This is a genomic window from Devosia sp., assembly GCF_039927955.1.
GTDB lineage: Bacteria > Pseudomonadota > Alphaproteobacteria > Rhizobiales > Devosiaceae > Devosia.
Genome location: NZ_JBDSUA010000056.1, coordinates 46,254 through 71,976 on the forward strand (window position 1 = coordinate 46,254; position 25,723 = coordinate 71,976).

The window sequence follows — 25,723 nt, forward strand, 5'->3', positions numbered from 1 at the left end:
ATCACGCCCTTTGGTTAGGTTGCGCCCGTTCAGCCGGGGCATCGCCCCGCCTCACGGATGCACCCGTAGCTCAGCTGGATAGAGCGCTGCCCTCCGAAGGCAGAGGTCGGGGGTTCGAATCTCTCCGGGTGCGCCAATATTTTCAATGGGTTAGGTAGTGCTGACCGTTCAAAATTTGGACTTCGGTAAGCACCGGGCAATCACGCTGATCGTTCGGATAATTGCTCTTTTGATCGCACCTTGCAACCAACCGGTCGATTTGCTATTTCCTCGTCGCCGGGACAAACCGTCATCGGCCGAGCGGGAACTGCCGCTTGCGGGATCGATGCATTCCGTGGGTGGTACCTAGGCCCAACAACGCCTACATCGGCATCAGCCGTATGTATTGCGCTCGAACAACTCTCGCGAGAGTATGTTCGGCTGTGCAATTGACGCTGCGAACAGCTCTCCATTTTTTGGAGATGCTCTATGACGCAAATGCCTACCTTCCCTGACCTCGATCTTGATGGACTGATCTCTCCCTCTGAAGCCGGAAGCCTTATCAAAAAGGCGACTGGAACGCTGGCCAATATGCGGACCGCGGGTACCGGACCGCAGTATATCAAACTGGGCAACAGGGTTTTTTACACGCGGCGGTTCTTGCTCGAGTATCGTGAAGAAAACACCTTCCGCAGCACTAGCGAGCATCCGCATGTGCGAGCGGAATGTTCAACGCCCCGAACCTCTATGCCTCTGATCTCCAGTCCCTCTGGCGTAGGTGAGGTCCGCAATGGCTAAGATTGAGAATGACGCCGTGGCTGCATTTGCTTCGGTGAGTGCCGACGGTAACTTCGTGAATCCCGAAATTGTTCGCGCGGTAGCAGCGCCCATGCCGTCCCAGAAATCGGGCGAACCCGACCTGATCGATCTGGTAGAGCAGTGCTACCGAACTAACGACAGCAATGGCCTATTTGCGGGGCAGCACGTCCTGATTTCGGCGTTAGCCGAGGCTTACGCGTTGGCGCTAGCCCTTTTGATACTCGGCGAACCGGCCTGCAAAACCGTTCTGGAGCACGTCTATTTTCACGGCCGAGGGCGGAAGCCTCCACCCGATAAGCAGTTCTTGATTGCCGTGCAGCTCGCGGCCAAGCCAGACACGACCCCGGCTCATAAGATGTGCAGCGACTATGCGTGTGTCCTAGAGCGTGCTGCGGACCTTGGTACCCCGGTCGAAAAGTTTGGCGATTGGTTTCCGCTAACCACAGTTGCTGCATGCTTGAAGGCGGTCCGCACGAAGCGGGGTGCTGGTAAAGTGAAGCCACCGGGCAACAATAACAGTGATGTATCGCTGCAATCACCGCTGTCGGCTGCCAAAATCGCATCCAGTGCGCCGCCTGATGGCGACCAGTCGTTTATCAAGCTGCGCGGTCAGCGCGATCCCATCCCGCTGCCCGGCGTCCTGAATGACGCCTTGGCTGAAGCTATCGGAATGATCGACTTCGATGGCTCCGATGACGACCTGCTGTCTGTGTTCGAGTTGGCAATTGCGTCAGCTCGAGAGCGGTTCCAACAAGGCGCAACAGCTTCACCGCCGTTCCGCAAAGACGCCACGCGGGCGAATGCGCCATCGTAGGCGTTTCATGCACCCAGGACGCGAGTCGGCCGTCCGGCTCGCGGCTCTTCAAATCACCAATCATGGAGAAGTTAGATGGCCCATTTGCCGCGCCCGTCTATCGCAACAACGGGATTGATAGACAAATCTACGCGGGTGAAACCGCGAAAAAAAAAGATCACTCATGCCCGCGCTTTAGCTGCGGACGGTCTCGCCGTGCTACCAGTGTTCGGAATAACTAATGGAATTTGCACGTGCGCCAAGGGATCAGCATGTCAAAAACCCGGCAAGCACCCCATCATTAACGACTGGGTAAGTCTTGCCTCAAAAAGTAAGGCTCAGATCATTCAATGGTGGTCCGATCACCCTTCGGCCAACGTTGGTGTGGCCACTGGTGAAAAAAGTGGAGTGTTAGTCCTCGATATAGATCCAAAAAACGGTGGCACTGATAGCCTGGAATCCGCCATCAAGCTCCTTGGCAAGCTCCCTGAGACTCCGACTGTGAACACCGGTGGTGGCGGAAAGCACTACTATTTTCGCTATCCGACGGTGGGCGTTAAAACCAGCCGAACGGCTTTCGGCCCCGGCATCGACGTCCAGAGCAATGGTGCCTATGTCGTTGCGCCGCCAAGCCGCCACGTGTCCGGTGAGGCATACAAATGGCAGGCCGAACACAACTTCGGAGAGTTGTCGTTGGCCGAACTCCCAGACGCTTGGCTTAACCGTCTGTCGTCAACGGCGGAGAGAGCCAAGAAAATCAAGCCAGATTCAGCTGGAACGCCTTCGGCATATGTCGAAGGGGGGCGTAACGACGGCCTCACTAGGCTTGCCGGTAAGCTGCGCAACGACGGCCTCTCGGACGATGCAATGCTTGAAGCTCTTCTAGCGCAAAATCGGGACAAATGCCGTCCACCGCTCTCGGATGACGAAGTGCGCCGGATTGTTATGAGCGCGCAGAATTTTACGCGGCATAAGGAGGGTGGTGATGATGCTGAGAACCTCGCGCACGAGGTATTAGCTAAGCATTTTCAAGGTGGGGAGACATTGATTTTCGCAGATGACGGCCAGTTGTGGTCTTTCAAGGGCACTCACTGGTCTCCCCTCAAGAGCAAATCCCTCGACAAGGATGTCTTGCTCACCATTCAGGCTCGGGGCGAGCGGCGTCGGAGTAGCACAACTAATCTGATCTCTCAGACGCGTGCGCTCATTCAGATGCTCAGCGTAAAAGACGGGGATCCCCTGCGATTCAATGGCGAGCCTCCGCGAGTCATTAACACACGGGGCGGGGAGCTCTGGGTCATGGACGACGGTCATGTCGAACTGAGGAAGCATGCGCCGGGGTCGTACTTGCGGCATTGCCTGGATGTCGACTACGACAAGGAAGCTACCTGCCCGAAATACGACGCGGCTATTTCGACTATCTTCTCCGGCCGCAAAAAGATGGTCCGCTTGTGGCATGAACTGGCTGGTTACGCGATCCAACCCGGCCGGGAGATTGCACTGGTGGTGATCTGTAAAGGAGAGGGCAGCAACGGCAAGACGAAACTTGTGGAAACCCTTACTAAATTGATCGGCAAGGACTCCGTCGCTGCAATGCCTGTCGCTGATCTCGACAAGAGCCGGTTCACTACGGGCAGTTTGATCGACAAATTGCTATTCGTAGACGATGACGTGAAATCCGGCACGGTACTGCCTGATGGTCAGTTGAAGCGGATCAGCGAGGCCAAGACGGTTAGCGGTGAACACAAGTTCGGAAACCAGTTCCAGTTCATCGTTCGCACCCTCCCGATCCTGCTGTGCAACAATCCGCCCAGCCTCAATGACGTGTCGAACGGCATGACTCGCCGTCTGCTGGTGATCCCTTTTGATCGTCGGTTTGAGGACAAAGATATCGATCACAAGCTGTTCCCTGCCATCTGGGCTTCCGAAATGCCGGGCATTTTGAACCGAGCTGTCGAAGGCCTTAAGCGCGTCATGGCGAACAATTGGCAGCTATCACCACCCAATCCGGTACGGATGGCAAAGGTCCGCTATATCAACGAGGCGAATCCTGTTCCCGGTTTCATTGATGCACAATGTGAGAAAGGAAACGGCACCCTTCTAGGTGAACTCTACACGGGCTTTGAAGTTTGGTGTGAGTCTACTGGTATTAAGGCTATCCAGCGATCCGCGTTTAAGCGAGGTCTTGAAAGTCGCAGTTACCGCACGAAGAAGAGCAACAAGGGTGTGATGGTGTTGGGGATCGAACTTAAAACGGGGCTGTAAATTGTCACTAGGTGACGAAAGTTACGACTAGTTCAATTGCATAATTTGGTTTTTCTTTTTTTACAGGTTGCAATTACAGTTATTCATCGCTTGAACAGTCGTCACTTTCATAACCACCCTATGGCAGGCGGTGAAGCAACGGCCGCTATCGGCAGAGCGAGGCGAAATTGTCGGATAGGACAGTATTATTGACCTAAATGCCTGAATCTGATATAGTCAAACGGCTGCCAGTTCGCGTGCAGTGTTCATGAGGCCACCGGTAACCCCGGTGGCCTTCTTCATTGAAGGATGTAAAAATGCCAGCCCTTGCCATCGCCCAAAGCCAATTACCCCTTGATGACACTGACCTACCCGCACTGATCGTGTTGGGTCGCGACGACGCCAACAAGGCTCACGCCAGTTGGTTCGATCAAACTGAAGCTGTCCAGGCTCGAGCCGCCGCTGGGCTGATGGGCATGATGAGCTTGGTGGTCAGCGGCACCGAAGTGCAGGCACTGGCCGACAAGCTGCCACACGGCAAGATATTCGGCAGCGGCAAAGCCTTCGTGCCCTTTGTGAAGGGTGATCTGTACGATCAGTTGATTGCCCACGTGCCGGTATCGGAACAGGTCCGGCCGCTGCGGGTGGTACGGGCACAAGCAGAAGGCGACGAGACTAATTCGGCGACCACGGAACCCAAAGCCGCGGATAAGGCTCCACCTGCAACGATGCCTGCCGACTGGTCGAAGATTATTCCAGGCAGCATCGTCCTGGTCACCGAAGACCGCGCAGAGGGTTGGTACGAGGCGGTGGTCGTCAAAGCCAACCCCCAGGACATGTTTGAAGTGAAGTGGCTGCACTACCCAGAACTGGCGCATCTCAACCGGCATCGCACCCACTTGGCGCTGCTGCATCCCGCTGGTTCGCCGCAGGGCTGATTGGCTCCTGGTGGGCTGGCGCAGGTCGGCCCACCGACACTTTGGGGATCAGGCAAATGCAGCCAGATGAGACATCAGAAGCAGGTGGAACAATTCGCAGCCTCAACGACGCCTTGCGAATGTTGGGGCTGGGCGGGTCTGTGGTGATGACACCGGGAGTCGGTGCGTTATCGGAAGTCGATAGGAGCGACGTCGTGGCGGCGATACGCGCCTTCGATGCCTTCACTCAGGATAATGACCCTTATGGGGAACACGACTGCGCGGCCGTTGCAGTCGGCGATCTGCGGGTGATTTGGAAGATCGACTACTACGATCGGACGCTGAGCGGGCATAGCCTTGATGCGGCCGACACATCAGTCACGGTTCGCATCCTGACCATCATGCTGGCGGACGAGTACTAGTCGCGGACCGCTCAGCTTGGCTTCCGACCGCGTTTGAGATTTTCAGGCTTCACAGAGCCGTCGGCTGGCATTTCCACCAGCTTAGACACATCGACGCCAAGGGCACCGGCCAACCTGTCGAGAAGATCAATCGTCGGGTTGAACTGACCCCGCTCGATGCCACTGACATAGGTCCGATCAACGCCAGCGTCGACCGCCAAGACCTCTTGAGTGACGCCTTGCTCGGACCGAATACGCCTCAGGTTTACAGCAATTCGCTCACGTCCAACCATAGACGCATAGCGATCAACTTGCTGCGGCGTAAACCATCGAATATATTCGACATAATTCGGTTTCTTGTTGGCAAGCCTACGTCAGTTGTGCGCCCGCCACCTTCTCTCCAACCATGGACTAGTCATTGAATGCGTAATTGGACCACCTGTTTTGTTGTCACAGCTTGCTCGTTAGCGGCCTTGCTGCCTGCATCGACGCAAGCTGCCCCACCATTCTCGGCCGTTGAACCCGGGTTTGACGGGACGCAGTTTCGCGGCCTGTCGTTGGGCCAGACCCGGTCCGAAGTCGAAGCGGCGCTGTCGGCCAATGGCCTAAGGTGCCTCACTCCTAAGGAGGTGCTCGGCGGCGGTACGCCTGCGGTGGAGGGTATGAATGGGTTCACCACCTGCCGGATCGTGGCCGCCGGTGATCGGCCTCAGTACTCCGTGGTCGGTTTGAATGAAGCGCTCAACCGCGAGCTGCTGTTTGGCATGCCATTCTATGGCGTTTCATTCCTGAACGATGTGGCCTCGGCCCTGTCGTTCACGCCGGACTATTTCAACGTCGGGGCCAACACGACGCCGCTAAGCTTCGCCCAAAGCATCGCCGACAACTACGACCTGCCAGATGGATTGGAAGGCACGCAGTCGGGATGGCAGGGTCACACATCCAAGGGTGAGGTGGTGACGCTGTATCAAATCGATCAGTGGTTTCCCATGGTCATGACCGTCCAGGCACTGACGCCAGCCAACACCCCAAGCTTTGACTGATCTGGAGCGATCCCCAGCCCCTGTGCCAACACCCACCCAAGGATGCCGTCGTGACCGCCTATTTCGCCAGCATGAGAAACTACTTTGGACTTTCAGGGCGTCTTTCGCGCGCTGTCTATTGGCAGTTCATGTTGGTGGTCGCGCTGCTGTCAGTGGCCGGTGTGTTCATTGACTATAGACTGGGTCAGCGCGTGTTCGCCTCGGGCAGGCCCGGTAAGGCGCTTTTGCTTGTTTGGGTAATCCACCTGCTGCCCTTTATTGCGGCATCGGTACGCCGGATTCACGACAGTGATCAATCCGGTTGGCTGTACTGGCTGATCTACATACCGGTGATCGGCTGGATACCGTTTTTGGGCCTTGTCCTGGCCAAGGGCAGCGACGGACCCAATCGCTATGGACCGACAATGCAGATGCCAGAAAGGCCGACGCCAGAGCGATGGAGCCTGAGCCGCCACATGCAGGCCGACTATAAGATTTACAGCGGGCCGGATGATACGGCCGCGTCGCCAGTAGAGTCGCCCGCCGCTGCACCGTCAGCACCGCGGCCCAGCGAGCAAGGATCGCAACCCCAGCCAGCCCCGCCAGCTGCCATTGGCCCCTTGATCGATCAACTCGAGCGGCTGGCGAGTTTGCGAGCCTCAGGGGCCATTGATGACGCAGAATTCGCATTGATGAAGGCCGACCTGCTGGCAAGGGCGGCGAAATGAACCGGGAAATTGTCCAACGCGGCGGGTTGGCGACGGTGGTCAGTTCGCTAGCAGTGCCTTTCAGCACCAACGCTCATGCGCAAGACGGAACGGGGCTGGCCGATGATGGAACTACCGTTGTCGTTGTGCTGGGCTTTTACGGTGTCGTTCTCATTGTCGGGCTGATCATTTACGTCCTTCCCAGCATCGTGGCCTTCAAACGCCAGCATCCCAATCGTTGGATTATCCTCGCTATCAACCTCGCGCTGGGCGGCACGGGCATCGCGTGGCTCGGTTCTCTAGTTTGGGCCTTTAACGCGGTACACAAAAGCCCAACCGGCAGCGATGGTGGCGAAAGTGGGATCAATTTATTTGCTAATGATCCAGTGATTGTCAGAACCGAACGAGCCCCATCGACAAGATCGATTGCTGAGTCAGTCGATCTATTGGAACGTGTCAATGACCTGCTGGCCAAGGGGCTCATTAGCCAGGACGAGCACGGGTCAATGCGCCGGGCGGCGCTGGACGAGATAATGCGGTAGCAGCTACCACTCTTGCGCAGTCTGTGCTGCTAAGGGCGGTCAGCATTCCTTTGCAATCGCCACAACTCTCGCGAGATCAGCCCTTTGCTGGCGTCGGCTTTTGGCCTCGACAGGGCGTTGATTGAATGGCCGAGATGGGGCCGAGGCTGTGTGAAAACTCGATCTTCCAAAATGTCGTTAGAAAGCTGTTCCGCATGGGCGCCTCCCAAGCCGGAGTTCTGCAGGTTTCACACCAAATTCGTGAGCGCGAATGGCCTAAAAAGGCTGTGGGTGCCAGAGCCTCTGTTGACGCGGGAATCGTTTTCTACTCGCTGCTTTTCTCGCCGAGTTTCCCCACAGCCTCGACCCCATATCGGCCATCCCGCCGACTTGAGAGAAATCCCAGTAGCTGACATTCGGGCCAACGCGCTCCAGGAATCTGCGGGTGATTAAGGCGCCAACAGCTGCGCTACAGATCGCGGCATCGGCGAGATTGAATATCGACGTCAGCAAGAACTGTCCCGCCCACGGATGGCGACGTGGTCGACGAACGAAATCCTCTTGCTACGTGCGGGGTCGGGGAAGTGCTGGGTTCTCAAAGGCGCTTGGCTGCCTCTTTTGGCGTCGGGCGATTTAGAAGGCGAGCGATATCGGGCTCAGCCTGAGGCGGCGTCTTCGTATTGGCATGTGCCAACAACAACCAATGCAGACCAGAAAAGATTTGTTGACCCCCTATGCCCTGCACCATGAAACTATCACACCAAGACAATGTTAGCCGAAAACACTCGATTCTCTTGTTGATTCGGCCACAGGTTGTGGCAAAATATAAATTTCTTTCCATAGAATAGGGTCGACCAAAATTTCTGAAATTATTGGCCAATGCCAATTGAATGTTACGACCTAAATAGCGTACGTATCACAGATAGAAATACTAAATCATAATATGGTGTTCAAGCTGGCGATTGGGCTTTGGTCGAGACTGAATGTTTCAATGGTTTTCTCGGTGTTCATAATTACCTATCGTTACAAACAATTCTCATGGGAGGTGGGCATGCTAGGCACGGATATCCTCACGAAAGCGAAGAGCCACGTTGGCGAGAAGTACATTTTTGGTGCGAATGTCCCGCTGGATAATCCCAACTGGACGGGCCCTTGGGACTGCGCGGAATATGTCTCTTGGCTCGTCTATCAAACCTATGGGGTAGTCTTTGGCTGCGGGACACAAAATCTCGATGACGCAGAGCCTTACACCGGCTACTGGGCCGAAGACGCGCCTAGCCGCGGAATTGTCATACCCGCCGACCAAGCAAGTAAAACCCCTGGTGCGTTTCTAATTCGCAAGCCCTCCACAAACCCGAAGCGCATCGGGCATGTCGGCGTTTGCATCGGCGACGGGACCATTTATGAAGCCGCCGGTGCAAATCTGGGCGTGCGCATTGGCCCGATCGAGGGGCGCCGCTGGGATATCGGCATGTTGCTGCGCGGGGTGAATTACACTGCTAGCTCCGGAGGTGCCATACCGGCTCCGACCAACCCAACATTGATACTGCGGAAGCAGAACCCCGCCGTTTTCGATGAGAGGGTAGTGGACGTTCAGGAGGCTCTCAAGTCGAACCGAGTTGACCCGGGCCGGGTGGACGGCTTGTTTGGACCTGGCACTGAGCGGGCCGTTTCCAGTTTTCAATTGAGTAAGGGCCTGATCGTTGATGGTGAAGTCGGGCCGTCTACGGGCCGGGCGCTTGGGCTTACCTTTTGGGGGATAAGCGATCCGGTGCCGCCTACACCAGACAATCCACCACCTCCCCCGATGGTCATCGGCACCGACGCTTTCGGCGCTGTGGTGAACAAGTCCAAAGACTTTGCCACCCTTCGCTCGGAATACGAGCGGCTGTTTGCGACCTGCGTTGTACAAGACAAAAACCAGGAAATCGCGTCCCTGGTCAGCAGGATAGCGGCCTCGCGGGACCGATATCTAGGATTTGTAAGTGATTATGCCGGCCAAAGCGCGGAGAACATGCCATGGTATTTCGTGGCCCTCGTGCACTCCATGGAAGCGTCGGGCGACGTCGGCCGGTTCCACACCCACCTGCATAACGGCGATCCACTAACAGGCCCGACAACTCACTACCCCCCTGGCCGACCAAGTGCCACTGGGTCAAATTTTTCTTGGGACGAAAGCGCAAGAGACGCCCTTTCTTTGGAAAAGCTCGACCAGGAGACCGATTGGAGCCTCGCGCGGATGCTCTATAATTTTGAGCGATTCAATGGGATGGGCCCACGCGGCAAGGGCCACACTACTGCCTATCTCTGGAGCTACTCAAACCACTACATCAAGGGCAAATACATTGCAGATAACGTCTGGAGCGACGACGCTGTGTCCAAACAGCCCGGGGTCGCTGCAATCCTGAAGATGCTCGTCGACAACGGTGTGGTCTCAGTCATTTAGGGGATCAAAATGCTTGATGAACCTCTCAGCGGCGATATCGTCGCGGCTCTGAAGGTGGGCGGCGACAATGCGGTTGTTGCCGCCCGTCGGGTTGCAGATCAAGTCCGCCAAGACCAGATTGCCAAGGATGAGGCGGCCGCGAGTAATCTCCCGCCTTCCACTGCCGCGATAAAACTTGTGGCAGCGGTTGACGAGCTGCTTGCCGATCCAAAGGCCTTGTCCGACCCGAAGGCGGCAGCGGTAGTTGCCCGGCTTGTGGCTCTGATTGACGTTTTCGCGGTCATAAATGCCTCGGACGAGGTGTGCTGGCAGGCAGAGACAGCGGCCCGTGCGTTAAAGACCGGCCCGAACATTGCCTATGCCGAGGCCGTCGTTAAACGGCTTGAATACAAGCTTTCATCAAGCGCGCCGATCTATGTTGTCCTCCGCGGAATGTTGGCATCCTGCGCTATTTTTATAGTGCTGGGCGCCATCGCCATTACGATTTACGCGATGAGCGATCTGCAATCGAGCGGTGGAAAAGGGTCGTTCTTCCTGTCGTTGGTGGACGCCTGGTCCGAGTCTCAGACCAACTACGGCGCCGTGGCTGCCTTTTACGGCCTGCTTGGCGCGGTAGTGAGCATTCTGCTTCGAATTCATGAATTCGATCGAATTCGACGTAGCCAGCAATATCTGTTCGTCAGCGGCGCCGTCTTGCCAATCGTCGGCGTCATCTTCGCAGCTGTAGCGTGTGGCATCTTTGCTTCCGGGCTGATCTCGTCCAGTGCCATAAGCGGCGATGCCGAGGTCGCCGTGTATTTCTACGTGGTTCTAGGTTTCCTGTCGGGGTTCAGCGAACGTTTTGTTCGCGGACTCTTAGAGACGATTGACGGCCGACTTAGCGGTGGGGAGACTACCGGAAAGCCCGCTACAGGCATAGAACAGCCGAAGGCGGGTCAGCAGACGCAACCTGCGGGGTCGGCAAATTGACCGCGCGACGACTGCCGTCAGTTTGGTTAATGATCCTTGGATTGATCTTGACCTTCATTGGACCATCCGTTCACCAAGCGCTGGCTGGACCAGTGGCCCCACCCTGCGCTCTCATCGTGGATTGGTTGAAAAAGAAAGACCGGGTTGCGAAAGTAGCCCTTGGTCTAGATGAGAAAGGGATTTCGTCAGCTTACATTTTACTGTCGAGCCTACAAAACTCCGACGATGGCGACATCCTCTCCCTCGCCGACATTGTGCTAGGCTTAAAGCCAAAGCTAGTCCTTATTCACCTTTCTAGTTTTTTCAACCAGATGAAGGGGCGCGACAACGTCTCAATGGCAAAATTTCTAACTCTGGTTGAAGCGAACCGCGATGCCAGCTACCTCCCAAAGTTTGTTGTTTATTCCCGAGCTGCCCTAAGAACCGGTGACATTGGCGAGTGGATGGATGCGCCAAATGATACTTTTGCTGATCGCGTTTCGCTGCTCCACGTGCGGGGGGGGAGCGATAAAGAGGATGCGGAGGTCATTTTGAAGTCGATTGGAAGCCTTGGCAAGCAGGAGTGCTCGGCATCAGAATAGGAGAGGGGAAGAGTAGCTAACTATCGCCGGCGGAAATCTGGTCGAAGCTCGGCTGTCGGTGTTTGGCGATTCCGCGCGGCTTGGCAAGCATTGAAGCCGTTGCCAGCGAAGTTGGCGGTCACGCATTCCTCTCATTTTTGCCTAAGAGGGATTCGGCGTGGGATTGGTCTAACAGCCGCTCGATTGCCAGTTCGATCGCCTGCGGTGTTTCGAACAGGTCGTCGCTATAGTACCACGACGTTGCATCCGCTTCGTCCGCAACTACGACGATGTTACTCCCGACAGCCTCCACCTTGGCAACTATCCGCCTGAGCGTCGCTAGTGACAAGACCTGCTGGACGACGGCATTACTGGCTCTAGTATCTGCGTCGTCGAGCAGCACGATTAGGGACCACTTCGTCGCCACCAGCCATGTTTGCTGATGGTCGGTGGCAAAGATCCGCAGCAAGCCGCGTGGTCTCTCGTTCTTCGCAATACCCTCTGCGTTGCTGGCGATTGATAGTAGTTCCTGGCGGGAGCAAAATTCCTTGTCTGGGATTTTCGCAAGGGAACGAGACTTTACTTGCTGATTGGAAACGGCCGCGATGAAATCGGGATCGTTGGCATAATCGGAGAAATAGTCCTTGGCGTGGTTGCGCACGTCGTCATTCCGCGCCTTGTTGCCTCGAATGGCGAAAAGTGCGTCGAGCATTTCCTCACGCTCGCCTAGTTGTGCGTGGATGGAAGCAAGGTTGTACCAAGCGTCTCCCTCTACTCTAGCACCAAGCCACAATGGCCTTGCCTCCTCAAGCTGGACCATGGCCTCTTGGAGACGCCCCAATCGCTTTAGGATGGCGGCGCGATAGACCAGCAAACGACTGTGACGCTCTCTGTCGGGATTATCTGGTCGAAGCGCCAAGGCCCGCTCATAGGCGCGAAGTGCCTTCAAGTCGGCGTCGTGCTTCCTCTTGTTAGCGAGGTCCGCGCCTTCCTTAATGTAGTCTGTCCACGATCTAATGGCGGGTTCGCCGGTGGTCCCAACCTTTCTTACTGAGAAGTCTCCGTCTAGTTGAACCAACGGCGAGACCGCACGGTCGTCTTTTGCGGCAGTCGCAAATAATTGGCCACCCAGCAGCGTCCCGCGTGGCGCCTCCTCCATCACCTTGATCAGGCGTCGTGTCATCGGGAGCACTCCTTGCTCAGGCGTGCGTGACGCGATGGAAGCGGCGGCGGCCAGGAACCAAGGCGACGAAATGGCATCACCCAAGCTAGTTTTGACCGCGGCATCGAAGCCCCGGTTGGCGGGGAGAGGTCGCTCGCCCGTGTCGAGGACCATCATGACTTGCGAGAAGTCCCCATTGCCGCGCAGCGCGCCCGCCAACTGCTCTAGCGGCCGGCCGCTTCCAAACCCATCCAAACCCTTGATCGTACCCATTATCGCGTCGGGAACTGGCCCTCCGATATAGACGATTGCAGTCCCTGCCTTACCCGTAGTATCGGCCAGGCCGGGAAACAGCACATCGAGGGTGCACTGCCGTTGCAGCAATTCCGATGCCGTGAGACGATTGACATGGTTGCTCCGCACACCCAAGTTGATTTCCGCAGCTATCGCAAAAGCTTCGCCACTCCGTGCGTGCAGGCGGCTTCCCTCGTCATCCGTTGTAATAATGAGCAAGTGGTTTTCGGCCAGTTCGACGTTCGCCACCCTCTCCCGGAGCACCTCGAGACTGAGCGTATCGGCGCTGCGCAGAATTTGGTAGGCGTGCCGCAACAGTTCATCCGCGCTATCTGTGCACAGTTGCGCGCCCGCGGCCTTTGCATCGTCACGATTCCTAGCCGAGCGAGCGAAATAGCCTGCAAAAATAAGGATGGGGATTTGATCGCCACGCGCTCGGAGCGCATCGATCAAGGCGAATCCTTCCCGCGGCCCCTCCTTTCTCGCCATGTCGCTGATAACAAGGTCGAACTCGTCATCGATCACCGCCAGCCCACTTTGCGTCGTTAGGACTTCGATGACCTCGACACCCTGCTCCTTTAGCTCGCTCGCGAAAGGCAAATTATTGGCCGGACGGTCGTCAACCCACAAAAGCCGAGTCCCGAGGAGTGGCCTCACCTCTAGCATGCCAGCTATCATGGCCAAGACGTGGGCGTGGAGGGTTCGCCGACCACCTTCTCGGATTCCGGCAACGTCTTCCGCGGACATGAACTGCCACGCCTCGGGCTCAATATCTCTGGGGCCTGCCGGCTTTTCGACCAAGTGCAGTGCGTGGAGACGGCGGAGGGCGCGGGGCGGCAAGTCCCGCAATCGAGTCTCGAGTGGAGCCAGCGGCTCGCTCGCCACAACTGCCCGACGGAGTTGGTCGGCCACGGCCGCGAAGGGCTTAACGGAGTCCGGCAACGCGAATTGGCCATTGGCGTCCGGGGTAAAGATGGGCTGCGACAACATCGCGCCGCTTCGCTCTCGAATGTGGGCGGTTACGCTCGCTACGAGTTCGTCCGCGACTGCATTCGCGTCGCGACCCCTCAGGGACCGCAACAGCAGCGCAGATGCACGAGGGTGAATTGCATACGTCGCCGATAGCGCGCCTTGCTCCTTCGAGGCGCCGATCACCAACAGCCCCGAAACGAAGAGCTCCGCCAGCGCATCTTGGTCCACGGCGCCGAAATGGGCTTCCTGAATAAGCCTTGCTACAGCAACGGTGAAAATGGTCGGTGCCAGGAGTACGGCAAGCTCGAACGCCGTGCTCGATCGCTCCCGCAAGACCGCGATGCGCATTTCGAACGACTTATCGTCGGCCGGCGGTGGCTCCAGCGGCTTCCATGCACTAGGCGCCAGGGGCTCCACCGGATAGCGCCGAAGGCGAGCGGGCACAGGACGACCCCGGCTCATCAACATTCTGGCCCAACGGGCGACCGCCTCTGGCCTCATTTCGACGAGTGGGATGGCATAGCAGTCTTCGCTCCCCTCGAATTCACTCCAGTTGTCAGGATGGGCCTTTAACAACATCGATGGCATGCCAGGAGTGTCTGTCGAGCACAGGCCGTTTGCGCCCCCCAAGGGCGTGCGGGACCAACTCCTTTCAGGGAGGAGCGGAAGTATCGCAACCGCCGAATGCTCGGCCCATCCTGCCAGGAGGTTGTCATAGAGGCCCGTCTGCCAATGACGAGAGCTGCCATGCGTGGCAAAGAGGATGACTCGCCGATCGCCATCAAGGATCGTCGGCGGATGCCTGGCCCCCGATGGCGCCACAAGTGATGCCTTGCTGCGCCCTCCCCCCCTTTCCTGGCGGAGATCTAGTCGCCAACGGCGTACCTCGCCGAAGGCCCCCGTATCGCGCATTGTCTGCGTGAAGGAAGCCATCGTGTCGTTCCACAACAAGATCGATGAATCGTCCTCCAGTACAACGTCGAGGTTGAACCAACGCTCTAGACGCGGCTTCAGGATGGGAACCATTACACCTGGCCTGACTAGCCGGGCCTCCGCGGTACTCTCGGCCGTCGCGTCCTCGTCTAGCTCTTGGTCGCGAAGCGAACGCCAGCGGCGCTGCAAGGGCTTGATAGCTCGAGAGAAGCCAAGCCGGTCGGCAAGAGGGGGGGATGCGCCAATCGCAACAGGTGAGGCCCGACGAGTACCTGCTCGACGGAAACCTACAGGGTACGCATCACTAGGTCCGACCTCGGGTGGTATTTGGAAACTTGCCCGTTTGCCATTAGCTGGTTCCTGTGCCGGCTTCGGCCTATCGAGGCCATCGTCCGGCTTGGGGCCTGGCTGGGCCGGTCTAGCGATCGGTCGCGGAACCGGCCCAGCTGCTGTGCGCGTCGCCGATCCTAAGTCCGGGCGAAATCGGGCGAGCCACAAGGCGTCCAGGATTGCATTCGGATCTAACTCCAGCCCAGCCTCGTCCATCGCGGCGATCAGTCCGGCGAGATTCATGGGGTAAGTGACTTCATCAGGCTTTCCCTGAGTTCAATGAGCTCCTGATCCTGGAAGGTCCTGGCTGAGCCATCGCGCGTTGCGACGGTAAGGAATATAGCGTTGAGTAGTTGGTCGGTAGACACCTCGCCCGAGGCGCTCTTATCGAGAAACAAGTCGATCACTGCATCCACCTCCTTTTGAGGTAGTGCATAAGGGTGTCGCCCAAGCTGGGACTTCACGATGCGTTCGAGCTCGTGGCGTGTTGGCAGCCCAACTTCGAGCCGGACGCAACGTCGCAGAAACGGCGCGGGGAATTCCCGGTCGGCATTTGAGGTCATCACTACGAATGGGAAGTGTTCGGCACGCACCATCCCGTTGGTGACATCCGCTACGCGGCCGCCTGGTCCCCGAACTGATACAGTACCTAACCCCGTACGACGCAGCTCCGGGATCTCATATTCGCCTTCCTCGATGACGTTTAGTAGGTCGTTTGCAAAGTCCAGATCAGACTTGTCGATCTCGTCCACCAAGAGTGCGACGGGTCGACCTCGCGCTGCAAGGGCTGCCCCGAGCGGACCCAACATCAGGTAGTCTTCGATGCGAGCTCCCCCGGCGAGGGGTGCCTGCAGGCGGCCTACTGCATCGTACTCATAGACACCTGTCCTTACCGTCGAGCGAGAATTTACGGGCCAACGCAGCACCGCTCCCATTTGGAGCTCGTCCGCTACCTTGCTGATCAAGGTCGACTTTCCCGTACCAGGCTTGCCTGTAATGAGCAGGGGCCTCCGCAGGTACAAGGCGGCGTTCACTGCTCGGATCATATCCTCCCGTGCAATGAACGGTTTCGCGCGCGCCCGTTCGCTCATGTCGAGAGGCCCCGGCACAGGCGCTATATCGGTCCAGGCGCCAGAGAAGCGCCACGGTGGCGGCGGGGGAAGCCTAGTCAAGCCGTCATGCTGGGATCCGTCGCCACTAAATATCCGCCAATCTTCCATGCTAGCCAGCTCCTTGCATCATTACGAAAGGGCGAAAGTTGGGTTCGTCGCAAAGCAAGGTAAAGCCCGAGGCTACCGGATGACGTAGCATTCGCTGGACTAGGAAGGCCGCCGGCAATCCGCCAAGTTCCACAGCGCCCTTAGCCAATTCAGAGAGGTACTCCCGCAGTCCCATCTCCTCTAGTTCCGCGTGTGGCCAGCACACGACCGGCGCGCCGAGCTTAATTAGTCCCTCGATCTGTTTCTTGCCTACCGACCCTTGCGGCGTAGGGACGACGGCAAAGTCAGCGTAGCAGAAGCCGCCCACTTCCGGAGTAGGTTTTACTTTCTGCCAAGGAACCTGCGGGAAGCTCTGAAGGGGTATCGTTTCGGACCATTTGCGCCAAAGCATTATGGCGAGCATTCCGTCGGGCGAAAGTGCCCGCTTCAATGAGTGAACGATACATACGTGATGTTGTCCAACAGGCTGTCCGTCGGCGGCCTCGATTGCATGAAAGGGCAAGTCGAAGAGGTCCGCATCGGCAAGAAAGTGCAGCTCGATGTCACCGGTCTGTGGGCTCTTCTCAACCTGATCGAGGTTCTGGCGCACCACCTCGCCCAATTGCTGCCAGTTGTCCACCTTGGCCACCTTACTCTGGAAGCCTGGAACCGGCATCATGTCGTTGAAGCGCAGGAATGTCTCGACCTCGCAGAGGCGCCCCGTTGCGGGCCTCACCTCGAACAACAGCTTGCGAGTGGACTGGTCGAGGCAAATGCGTTCTTCTGCCTCGCGAAGGCGGTCTTTCCCGTTCGCGGCGATCCAATGCCCGATTGCCTCCGCGCAGTGCCGCGCCAGGCGTGGATCGCCGGCTAGGCGTGCAAGGAATTCGACCAGACCATAAGGAGCTTGGCCATCTCGGACGTCCTGGAGGTCGGCCAGTTCCCGCACGATTGCGAAAAGCGTAGTCGAATAGGGAGATGTCGCAAGGCCGAGGCCCGACATTGTACGCTCGTAGTGGCCCGTTTGGACGTTCCCTGTGTCGTGGTCCTGAAGCATCTTGTATGCGCTATTGGCAAGGGCTAATCGGCCCGACCTGCCGCTGCCAAAAGGCTGTCCATGGGTTTCCCCCTGCCTGCCCTTGATGTAGACAGTGTAGGGCTGCTGAGGAAGTTGGCTTGATACCTTCACCAGCGCGGGTCTAAGCAAATCTTCCTCCGGCCAGCGCCTACCGATGAGGGCAAACGCCTCTAGCACAGCGTCCGTGAATATACCCATCTTGTCGTCCATCTCTGCATACTCGCCCTCTCGAGTTGCAAACGCCATGAATTGGTCAACTGACGCTACGTCAGCTGGCACGCTGCAAGTTGGAGCAATCGGGGATTCCGCATAGGTTCCGCACACGTCCGCAATAAAGAGCTGCTTGGAATACCGTTGGTATGGACTGGAACGAAGCATTGCTAGAACTTCGTTCATGTTGAGCACGCTTGTCGGAAGCTGGGGCGAATAATCTCCGCAGAAGAATACGCGTTGGGATGCGGCGTCGGTCATTCCGTGCCCTGACCAAAAGAAGAACAACAGGTCGCCTTCCTCAGCAAGCCGCGGCAGCTCTACGCGCCAGAACTCATTGATCGCGGGGTGCCGAGGCTCCCTTGCCACCACTCCCAATGCCCCTAGTTTTGCGGCCTGCGCGGGATCTACCATCGGAAGCTCGGCAAACAGATGAATGCGATCGCCTTTTACACCTAGCCCGAGCAACCAATTCGCAATCGCTGCAGCATTTCGCGCTGGACCATCTGTCTTCCAGCTACTGGAGTAGTACCTGGAAACCCCGACAACAACGGCGCGGACGTTTCTCATGTCGAAACGAACTTGGCGATCTCTCGCCAAAGCTCGGGATTGGCGAAGTATGCCCCATGTGAATCCGGAAAAGGCTGGCCGGAATGGACCTCGAAGTCCTGGACCTTACCCTCGAAGACACGCCCGCCCACGAAGGAGAGAAAGTCATTTCGATCGAACACGTTTAGCCAGGGGGGGAAGTTGCCTGGCAGCTCATCGCCTTCGTCGAGCGATGCGAGTGCCCCGAATTCGTGGAAGAGTGGAGACTGGGACCCTATCGTCACAAGGCCCATGACCTTGGGCGGCATAGAAGATGCAAGCAAGTCGACGCAGGCGATGCCACCTAGGCTATGGGCAAGGACCAAGGCAGGCCCGGGCGACTTGTCGATTATTTGCCGGATGAAATCTCTTATCTCGCCCCCTCGCGACTGGTAGAGGAGCACGTCTCCGATAGGGTCGGCGATAAGAGCGTTCAAGTTTGCACGGTTGCTCCGAAGGAGCGAAGTGCCCGCCCGCTGGAACATCCCGGCTAGAAAGGTCGATAGGCCGGCAACGGCACCCTTCCAGTCGACGACGAGAATGCGCCAGAGGCGGTCGCGCAAGTCCCTAGAGGGACCCGGCCGCGCGTCATCGATTGCGCGTCGGTGAAGTTCGGCAACGCATGCTCGGGCTAGCGCGGCGATCGCGTCGGGAAGCTCGCCTGCTTCTTGAGACCGTTCAAAGGCAAGGCGAGCGATCGAGGAGTCGACGACCTCTCCAGCGGCACCCTTCCACAGATCCCCGATTCCGAGGCGGGACAATATTGCCGACAGCTCGACCGAGGGCTCGTAAGCCTTGATTTCTTCTAGCCTGGCCAGCCACGTTGGCTTTTTGCCTGGTGGCTGCGCGTCTCGGCCCCGCGTCGAACGAGTGTCTCGGATTGCTAGCCGGTCCAACTCGGCCAGTGGGTCGTCCAGCAGCCAAGTCCATTGTGCCAAGTCGAGCGCATGCTCCTCGAGCTGCTTCTCTGAAGGTGGTTCCGGAAGTGAGTGGCCCTTGTAGCTTACTCCCAGGGGCTCTCCCCACGGACATGCGACGACGGGCACAGAGATCCCCGCCTCACGAGCCTCGCGCCTTACTGCCTCAAGCGCAGGACCGTAGCCATTTATCCGGACGCCAGTTCCATGTACAAAGACAATGCTGCCAACCATCTCGTCCCCTCGACGAAAACTTGCGTAGACCTTGCGCATCGTGCATCAGTTCGTCGACGTCATGAACACGCATATCCTGTGAGGATGTCAACAGCAGCCTTTCGGTCTGTTGTCATTGTGACGTTTGCTGCCTACCTGATCTGAACATTGCTAGATACCCAAAGTGAATACCCACAATTCCCAAGCGGATGCTGAAAAGCCTTCGATATGATGCGAGCCCAACCCGCCAAACGGTAAATGTCTGCTTGTGGCTCATGCTTATAAAAACAGACCTTGCGCTTCCCACCCCATTGCAGACGTCCATCGACCAAGCCGACGAACGGCAGGGAATGCAACGCAGGGTGAGCTGCGCAAAGTAAGAAATCGGGCATTCGCCCTTTATCCGACTGCGGCGGGGTCACTGTCGGGCATGCTGGTATCCCACTACGATAAGCGCCCGAATTTTCGCCCCTGCTTCCGCGCTCCCACCCATGGCAAATCCTCGCTCGGCAACGCTCGCCGCTCCAACTCAACACCTGCCGCAGCCTCAACCCCGATTGGCTCAAAGCCCGCGCCGTGGCTTCCGGCAAAGCCCTTTGGCTTGCTGGCGTGGCCAAGCGAAAAGGTTGGCTTATACCAGCCGCAGATCGAGCAGTAGAGCCGACTGGCTAGGTAAGTTCGTCCGGCAAAGAAGTCGAAGCCCCAGCCAAGGCGAGAGGCCACTAGATCAAGCCGAAGCTGGGCATCATGAGAGCAGACCCAGTAGTGACTGCAATAGGCGGTGATGGTGCGGTCGCTGACGCGGAAGTCGGCCAGCGTTGAGAGGGGCCTTGTGGTCATGGCGTCAATGGAAGTTGCGGCCAGAGGGTAAAGCGGCATGGCTCTTGCTGGCCTCAAACTCGGCATGCTTGTCGCGCTCGCGGGTGCGGCTGCCATGGGGTCCGGTTTTGCCCTCATCGGCGCGGGCAATGACTGCCTCGCCCATGTCGTGACCGTCGGCGATGGCAAGCAGTTGCGGGGTCAGGTCAATGAAGTCTTTGGCGATGACGTGAACCACCAGACCTTCGCGCTGGAGTTGACCCCGGACCGCCATGACACGAGCACCCAGCACCACGCGGCGATTGGCTTCAAAGACCTTGGGCCAGACGATGATGTTGGCAAGGCCGGTCTCGTCCTCAAGGCTGGCAAAGATGACCCCGCTCGCCGTACCGGGTCGCTGCCGCACCAACACCAAGCCCGCCACCGTCACGATCCGTCCTGGAGCATGGGTGCGCAGATCATCGGCCGGGATGATGCCCTTGGCCGCTAACGACGCCCGCATAAAGCTGAGCGGGTGAGCCTTGAGCGAGAGTGACAGCGAGCGATAGTCGTGAATGACCTCCTCGCCGGGAGGCATCGGTGGCAGGTCGGCGTCGGGTTCGCTGCTTTGGCCGGGGCGCTGAGCCGCCTGGAACAGCGGCAGCAGTTCTGCACCCTCAGTGCCGATCAGTCCTTTGGCGGCCCATAGAGCATCACGCCGATTGAGGCCGATGGACTGGAAAGCATCGGCTTGAGCCAGGACCTCGAGGACCGATTGCGACAGACCCGTGCGCAGCCAGAGGTCACGGACACTGTCATAGCCATTGCCACGCCGGGCGATGATAATGTTGGCGTGTTCGGTGCGAAGACCATGGACGAAGTTGAGGCCGAGCCGGACCGCACGGTTGCTCCAGATGTCGTGCTGCATTTCTGCATGACGGGGGGCAACCCAAGCGCCAGCGGGGCGGCCCGGCTCAAGGACATTTTCCAGATCGGACAGGTTGATGTCAACGGGCCGCACTTCAACACCGTGTTCTTCTGCATCGCGCACGATCTGGGCGGGAGCGTAGAACCCCATCGGCTGGCTGTTGAGGAGCGCCGCCGCGAACACATCGGGGTAATGGCATTTGATCCAGCACGACACATAGACCAGCAGCGCAAACGAGGCGGCGTGGCTTTCCGGAAAGCCGTATGAGCCAAAGCCCTCGATCTGCTGGAAACACCGGGCGGCAAAATCTGGGGCGTACCCTTTATCGGCCATGCCCTTGAGGAACTTGTCGCGAAATACTCCAACCCCGCCGGTCTTTTTGAAGGTCGCCATGGCGCGGCGCAGCTTGTCGGCTTCACCGGGCGTAAATCCAGCCGCCACGATGGCAATCTTCATCGCCTGTTCCTGGAACAGCGGCACCCCATAGGTTTTCTTGAGCACATGCTCCAGTTCGGCGGAGGGATAGCTGGTTGGCTCCAGCCCCATGCGGCGCTTGAGGTAGGGATGCACCATGTCGCCTTGGATGGGACCGGGGCGAACGATGGCCACCTCAATCACCAGATCATAGAACTCCGACGGCTTGAGCCGTGGCAGCATCGACATCTGCGCCCGGCTTTCGATCTGGAACACTCCGATAGTGTCGGCGCGGTGGGTCATCTTATAGGTGCGGTGGTCTTCCTGCGGCACCGTAGCGAGCGTCAGGCTCTTGCCGTAGTGCTGGTGCAACAGGTCGAACGCCCGGCGGATGCAGGACAGCATGCCCAGCGCCAGCACATCGACCTTGAGGATGCCCAACGCGTCGATGTCGTCCTTGTCCCATTCGATCACCGTCCGGTCGGCCATGGCGGCATTCTGGATCGGCATCAGGTGATCGAGCCGGTCGCGGGTGATGACGAAGCCGCCCACATGCTGGGACAGGTGCCGCGGGAAGCCATAAAGCGCCCCAGCAACCTCCAGCGTCATGGCGATGGAGCGTTCCTTCGGATCAATACCCGCCTCTTGCACGCGCTCCGGTTTGAGGGCGCTGTCGTACCAACCCCAGGACAGACCGCCCAAGGCCCGGATCACATCATCTGAGAGGCCAAAGACCTTGCCGACTTCGCGCACTGCGCCTTTGGTCCGGTAGGTGTTGACCACCGCCGTCAGCCCGGCCCGGTGGCGTCCGTACTTCTGGTAGAGGTACTGCATCACCTCCTCGCGGCGCTCATGCTCGAAGTCCACATCGATATCGGGTGGCTCATCGCGTTCGGTCGAGACGAACCGCTCGAACAACAGGTCCACCAGCATCGGGTCAACCTCGGTAATCCCAAGGCAGAAGCACACCGCAGAGTTGGCTGCCGACCCGCGCCCCTGACAGAGGATGCCGCGTTCCTGCCGCGCGAAGCGGACCAGATCTTGCACGGTGAGAAAATAGGCGGCGTACTTCATCTCGGCGATCAGAGCCAGTTCGTGCACCAGACCCTTTTGCACCTTCTCTGGGATACCGTTGGGGTAGCGCCAATGCGCGCCCTGATAGGCCAGCCGCTCCAGGGACTGCTGCGCCGTCTCTCCGCTGCCGGTCGTCTCTTCTGGGTAATTGTACTTGAGGTCATCGAGCGAGAAGCTGATGCGGGAGATGAGCTTGATGGTCTCACCCAAGGCCTCAGGATAGTCAGCGAACAGCGCCGCCATTTCTTCGGGTGACTTGATGTGCCGTTCTGCATTGGCCTGTAGCCGCCGCCCGGCACCCTCAATCGTCAGGTGTTCCCTGATGCAGGTCACCACGTCATGCAGGATACGGCGCTGCGGGGTGTGATAGAGCACATCATTGACCGCGATCAGCGGCACGCCGGTTCGAGCGGACAGTTCGGCAAGCTGATTGAGGCGTTGTCGATCCTTGCCATTGAACAGGCAATTGGCCGCCAGCCAGACCCGACCCGGCGCAACCTTCTGCAACTGGCGCAGCACATATTCCCCGGCGCTGAGCGGATCAAACGTGGCTTGAACAATGAACAGTTGCCCCTCGCCAAAATTGGCCAGATCGGCAAACTGGAGATGGCATTCCCCTTTGGGCGCGCGTCGATTGCCCAGCGTCAGCAGAGCACACAAACGCCCATAGGCGGCCCGGTCCATCGGGTAGGCGACGATGTCGGGGGTTTCGTCATTGAACACCAGCCGCGTGCCGACGACGTAGCGAAAGTCCGGATTGGTCTTTTGCAGCTCGCGCATTGCCACGTGCCCGCGCACCACCCCGGCAAAAGAGTTGCGGTCGCACAGGCCCAAGCCGGCCAGCCCCAATCCTGCCGCTTGTCCCACCAATTCAAACGGGTGCGAGCCGCCGCGCAGGAACGAGAAGTTGCTGGTGGTCACCAGTTCGGCATAGGCCGGTGCACGCATCTGGACACCCTCTTGACCGTGATTGGTCAAGAGAACATAAAGAGAACAACCCAGATGCAGGAGTCAACCGATGAACCAGCCCGAAGTACAATTTGAGCCGTTGACGACAGGTGCGCAGCCGAGTCCAGCGCAGCGCGGCAAACACGACAATGACACGATTATCTATGGGATCGACCCTCGGACTTTGACCGTCGAAGTGAAGGTCTGCCATAGCCTTGAGGTGATGTGTGGGGACGATCCCGCTGAGGTCGGGGCTTGGCTTTTGACCAGATGGGACGACATCTCAGTGCACGATTTGTCCATCGTCGGCACACAGGAAGAGCGCGAAATCTTGCGCGGTCTACGGCTCAAGGCCATAGAGGTGCGACAGGCCCCTGTGTGATGGCGGTCGGAGGATCCGCAGGTGAAGTTAGCCCTAATCGTCCTGGCTCTTGTGGGCCTTGCCGCGCCGAGTTACGCCGACGAGCTGCGCATGTGCCACAAGGGCGAGCGCAATGGTCCCGCCAAGCACTGTCTGGTTGATGGCGACACCATCTGGGTGCACGGCCAGAACATTCGCCTAAAGAGCTTCGACACGCCCGAACCAACGACTGACATTTGCGGCGGTCAGCGGGAAATCGCCTTGGCCCATCAAGCCAGCCAGCGGTTGCTGGAGTTGTTGAACAGTAACGCTTGGACGTTGGAGACCTTTGGCCTGGATGGCACCGGCAAGCGGCTCCTGGGGACCATCAGGATTTCTGGCCGCGACGTGGGTGACATCTTGATTGACGAACGGCTCGCCCGGCGCTGGCCTGATGGTGACGAATGGTGGTGCAGGTAGCCAGCGCTTTACGCTGCCTTTTGCGCAATCTCAACGCCGCCGCCTGGAGCGCCACAGATCGCGCAAACCAGAGACAGCTTGAACTCATGGTCAAGCGGACGGTCGCCGTGGCCAGCCAACATCGCGGGAATATCCAGCACCCGGGTATGGGAAGCGTCGGCGCTGCAATGTGAGGTTACCACCAAGCCTGCATTATGGTGGTCGAGCAGGGTTATGATCGCGGGAAGCGGCATGTTTAGGGGCCGGAGGTGGTTATTGTCTGACGCAATATCGCACAGGCCAGAGCGGTGTCACAGTCATCCCATAAGGACCATAACAGAAGTCCAAGAGAACCGCGGCCTAGCTTAGAGCCGACTTCGGCCCGGCCGGCCTGCGTCAAAGCATCGGGAGTCACAATGTGTAATTTATATTCAATGCTCTCAAACGTTGAGGCCATGGTGGCGCTGACTAAGGCGCTCAACGACGCGCTGGGCAACCTGCCGGGGCTGCCCGGGATTTTCCCAGACTATCGAGCCCCCATTGTTCGGGAGCGCAACGGCGTCCGATCTATCGTGTTGGCTCGCTGGGGACTGCCATCCCTGAAATCACTGGACATCGGCAAGCCAGAGAAGGGCAACACGAATATCCGACACCCTTGGTATGATGACTGGAACGGCTATCTGGGAACCCAAAATCGCTGTCTCGTTCCGGTGACAACATTCTCCGAACCAACCAAAATGGCCGACGGTCGATCCGGCAACGCGTGGTTTACACTAGGCGATGACGACCCGCTGTTTTTCTTCGCTGGGTTGTGGACGCCCTGGACCGGCATGCGGCGCAAGGATGAAGGGGTGCTACTTCACGACACCTTTGGGTTTTTGACGACCAAGCCCAACGACGTGGTCGCGCCTGTTCATGAAAAGGCGATGCCAGTCATTCTGACAACCGCACAAGAGCGGGAGACCTGGCTTCGGGCGCCATGGTCCGAGGCGAAGACGTTGCAGCGCCCACTGCCAGACGGTTTGCTGACGGTGAAGTCGACTCAACCACTGGGCTTCGATTCAGACGGCAGGGCATTTCCGAAGGGCGACCCGCTCAGAATGAGTGAGGCGTAGGAACGTTGCTGCGTGGTTCGGGCCCTTCTCGAGCGGCGAGTGTCACGTGGGTCAGGGCTTCTGGCTTATCGGAGCAATCCATCGCGCGCGAACTCCTCCCAGCCCACAAGCCCCGGCCGGGCGTCACCGTCACGTCAGCGCATACCCAAGAGCGACGTAACGCCGACAGTCGTCGCCAGCGTAACTTCTGTGTTGACATCGACTATTTGTGACATGCGAGCCTCAGGCCTAAACCTTGAGGTGACACATGGCTCGCATTGGCTACGCTCGCGTCAGCACAGTCGATCAAGATCTAGAAATCCAACTGACCAAGCTCAAAGCCGAGGGCTGTGAATTGGTACGGGCGGAGAAAGTCTCCGGCGCTAGTCGCGAT

General features: G+C 58.3%; 20 protein-coding genes and 1 tRNA gene. 15 read left to right on the forward strand and 6 right to left on the reverse strand.

Annotation, left to right across the window (positions count from 1 at the left end):
- The first annotated feature begins 59 nt into the window (after positions 1 to 59).
- From ABIT12_RS13815 to ABIT12_RS13835, 5 genes are all read left to right on the forward strand, one after another.
- A tRNA-Arg gene (locus tag ABIT12_RS13815) sits at positions 60 to 136 on the forward strand.
- Positions 137 to 769: 633 nt separating this feature from the next.
- On the forward strand, positions 770 to 1,612 hold the full coding sequence (locus ABIT12_RS13820) for a hypothetical protein (protein WP_348044783.1): 843 nt from the start codon (positions 770 to 772) through the stop codon (positions 1,610 to 1,612).
- Positions 1,613 to 1,687: 75 nt separating this feature from the next.
- A complete protein-coding gene (locus ABIT12_RS13825; RefSeq protein WP_348044785.1) occupies positions 1,688 to 3,856 on the forward strand; it encodes a phage/plasmid primase, P4 family in 2,169 nt (722 codons plus the stop codon).
- 296 nt (positions 3,857 to 4,152) lie between these two features.
- Positions 4,153 to 4,773 carry a hypothetical protein gene (locus ABIT12_RS13830; RefSeq protein WP_348044787.1) on the forward strand — a complete coding sequence of 207 codons (621 nt, stop codon included), beginning with the start codon at positions 4,153 to 4,155 and terminating at the stop codon, positions 4,771 to 4,773.
- A 56-nt stretch (positions 4,774 to 4,829) separates the two neighbouring features.
- On the forward strand, positions 4,830 to 5,174 hold the full coding sequence (locus ABIT12_RS13835; protein ID WP_348044789.1) for a DUF3768 domain-containing protein: 345 nt from the start codon (positions 4,830 to 4,832) through the stop codon (positions 5,172 to 5,174).
- Positions 5,175 to 5,185: 11 nt separating this feature from the next.
- Here ABIT12_RS13835 and ABIT12_RS13840 read toward each other — a convergent pair whose 3' ends face one another.
- Positions 5,186 to 5,446, reverse strand: a complete 261-nt coding sequence (locus ABIT12_RS13840) for a helix-turn-helix transcriptional regulator (protein ID WP_348044791.1) — start codon at positions 5,444 to 5,446, stop codon at positions 5,186 to 5,188.
- A 180-nt stretch (positions 5,447 to 5,626) separates the two neighbouring features.
- Between ABIT12_RS13840 and ABIT12_RS13845 the strand changes: the two genes are divergently transcribed.
- From ABIT12_RS13845 to ABIT12_RS13870, 6 genes are all read left to right on the forward strand, one after another.
- On the forward strand, positions 5,627 to 6,196 hold the full coding sequence (locus ABIT12_RS13845) for a hypothetical protein (protein ID WP_348044793.1): 570 nt from the start codon (positions 5,627 to 5,629) through the stop codon (positions 6,194 to 6,196).
- A gap of 50 nt (positions 6,197 to 6,246) precedes the next feature.
- Complete coding sequence (locus ABIT12_RS13850) at positions 6,247 to 6,903, forward strand: DUF805 domain-containing protein (protein WP_348044795.1); 657 nt, start codon at positions 6,247 to 6,249, stop codon at positions 6,901 to 6,903.
- A complete protein-coding gene (locus ABIT12_RS13855) occupies positions 6,900 to 7,424 on the forward strand; it encodes a superinfection immunity protein (RefSeq protein WP_348044797.1) in 525 nt (174 codons plus the stop codon). Before ABIT12_RS13850 ends, ABIT12_RS13855 begins: the two co-directional genes overlap by 4 nt.
- Positions 7,425 to 8,346: 922 nt before the next feature.
- A complete protein-coding gene (locus tag ABIT12_RS13860; protein ID WP_348044799.1) occupies positions 8,347 to 9,849 on the forward strand; it encodes a peptidoglycan-binding protein in 1,503 nt (500 codons plus the stop codon).
- 9 nt (positions 9,850 to 9,858) lie between these two features.
- On the forward strand, positions 9,859 to 10,818 hold the full coding sequence (locus tag ABIT12_RS13865; protein WP_348044801.1) for a hypothetical protein: 960 nt from the start codon (positions 9,859 to 9,861) through the stop codon (positions 10,816 to 10,818).
- A 47-nt stretch (positions 10,819 to 10,865) separates the two neighbouring features.
- Positions 10,866 to 11,399 carry a hypothetical protein gene (locus ABIT12_RS13870; protein ID WP_348044803.1) on the forward strand — a complete coding sequence of 178 codons (534 nt, stop codon included), beginning with the start codon at positions 10,866 to 10,868 and terminating at the stop codon, positions 11,397 to 11,399.
- A 118-nt stretch (positions 11,400 to 11,517) separates the two neighbouring features.
- On the opposite strand, the gene ABIT12_RS13875 is transcribed toward ABIT12_RS13870, so the two are convergent.
- The 5 genes from ABIT12_RS13875 to ABIT12_RS13895 all read right to left on the reverse strand — a co-directional run bounded on the left by ABIT12_RS13875 (position 11,518) and on the right by ABIT12_RS13895 (position 23,436).
- Positions 11,518 to 15,312: an SAV_2336 N-terminal domain-related protein gene (locus tag ABIT12_RS13875; protein ID WP_348044805.1), complete on the reverse strand. Its 3,795-nt coding sequence runs from the start codon at positions 15,310 to 15,312 to the stop codon at positions 11,518 to 11,520.
- Positions 15,309 to 16,160, reverse strand: a complete 852-nt coding sequence (locus ABIT12_RS13880) for a MoxR family ATPase (protein ID WP_348044807.1) — start codon at positions 16,158 to 16,160, stop codon at positions 15,309 to 15,311. The genes ABIT12_RS13875 and ABIT12_RS13880 overlap by 4 nt, the downstream gene beginning before the upstream one ends.
- Positions 16,161 to 16,290: 130 nt before the next feature.
- Positions 16,291 to 18,126, reverse strand: coding sequence for a caspase family protein (locus ABIT12_RS13885; RefSeq protein ID WP_348044809.1), 1,836 nt, complete (start codon positions 18,124 to 18,126; stop codon positions 16,291 to 16,293).
- On the reverse strand, positions 18,123 to 19,334 hold the full coding sequence (locus tag ABIT12_RS13890; RefSeq protein WP_348044811.1) for a hypothetical protein: 1,212 nt from the start codon (positions 19,332 to 19,334) through the stop codon (positions 18,123 to 18,125). The genes ABIT12_RS13885 and ABIT12_RS13890 overlap by 4 nt, the downstream gene beginning before the upstream one ends.
- Positions 19,335 to 20,118: 784 nt before the next feature.
- The gene (locus ABIT12_RS13895) at positions 20,119 to 23,436 is read right to left on the reverse strand and encodes an error-prone DNA polymerase (protein WP_348044815.1); all 3,318 of its coding nucleotides are present in this window, start codon (positions 23,434 to 23,436) and stop codon (positions 20,119 to 20,121) included.
- Between the two features lie 70 nt (positions 23,437 to 23,506).
- On the opposite strand from ABIT12_RS13895, the gene ABIT12_RS13900 reads away from it, so the two are divergent.
- The 4 genes from ABIT12_RS13900 to ABIT12_RS13915 all read left to right on the forward strand — a co-directional run.
- Positions 23,507 to 23,818, forward strand: a complete 312-nt coding sequence (locus ABIT12_RS13900) for a hypothetical protein (RefSeq protein WP_348044817.1) — start codon at positions 23,507 to 23,509, stop codon at positions 23,816 to 23,818.
- A 21-nt stretch (positions 23,819 to 23,839) separates the two neighbouring features.
- Positions 23,840 to 24,256, forward strand: a complete 417-nt coding sequence (locus ABIT12_RS13905) for a thermonuclease family protein (RefSeq protein ID WP_348044819.1) — start codon at positions 23,840 to 23,842, stop codon at positions 24,254 to 24,256.
- Between the two features lie 395 nt (positions 24,257 to 24,651).
- Positions 24,652 to 25,350 carry an SOS response-associated peptidase family protein gene (locus ABIT12_RS13910; RefSeq protein ID WP_348044821.1) on the forward strand — a complete coding sequence of 233 codons (699 nt, stop codon included), beginning with the start codon at positions 24,652 to 24,654 and terminating at the stop codon, positions 25,348 to 25,350.
- A 247-nt stretch (positions 25,351 to 25,597) separates the two neighbouring features.
- Positions 25,598 to 25,723 (forward strand): recombinase family protein (locus ABIT12_RS13915; RefSeq protein WP_348044825.1); only part of this gene is annotated, 126 nt, incomplete at its 3' end.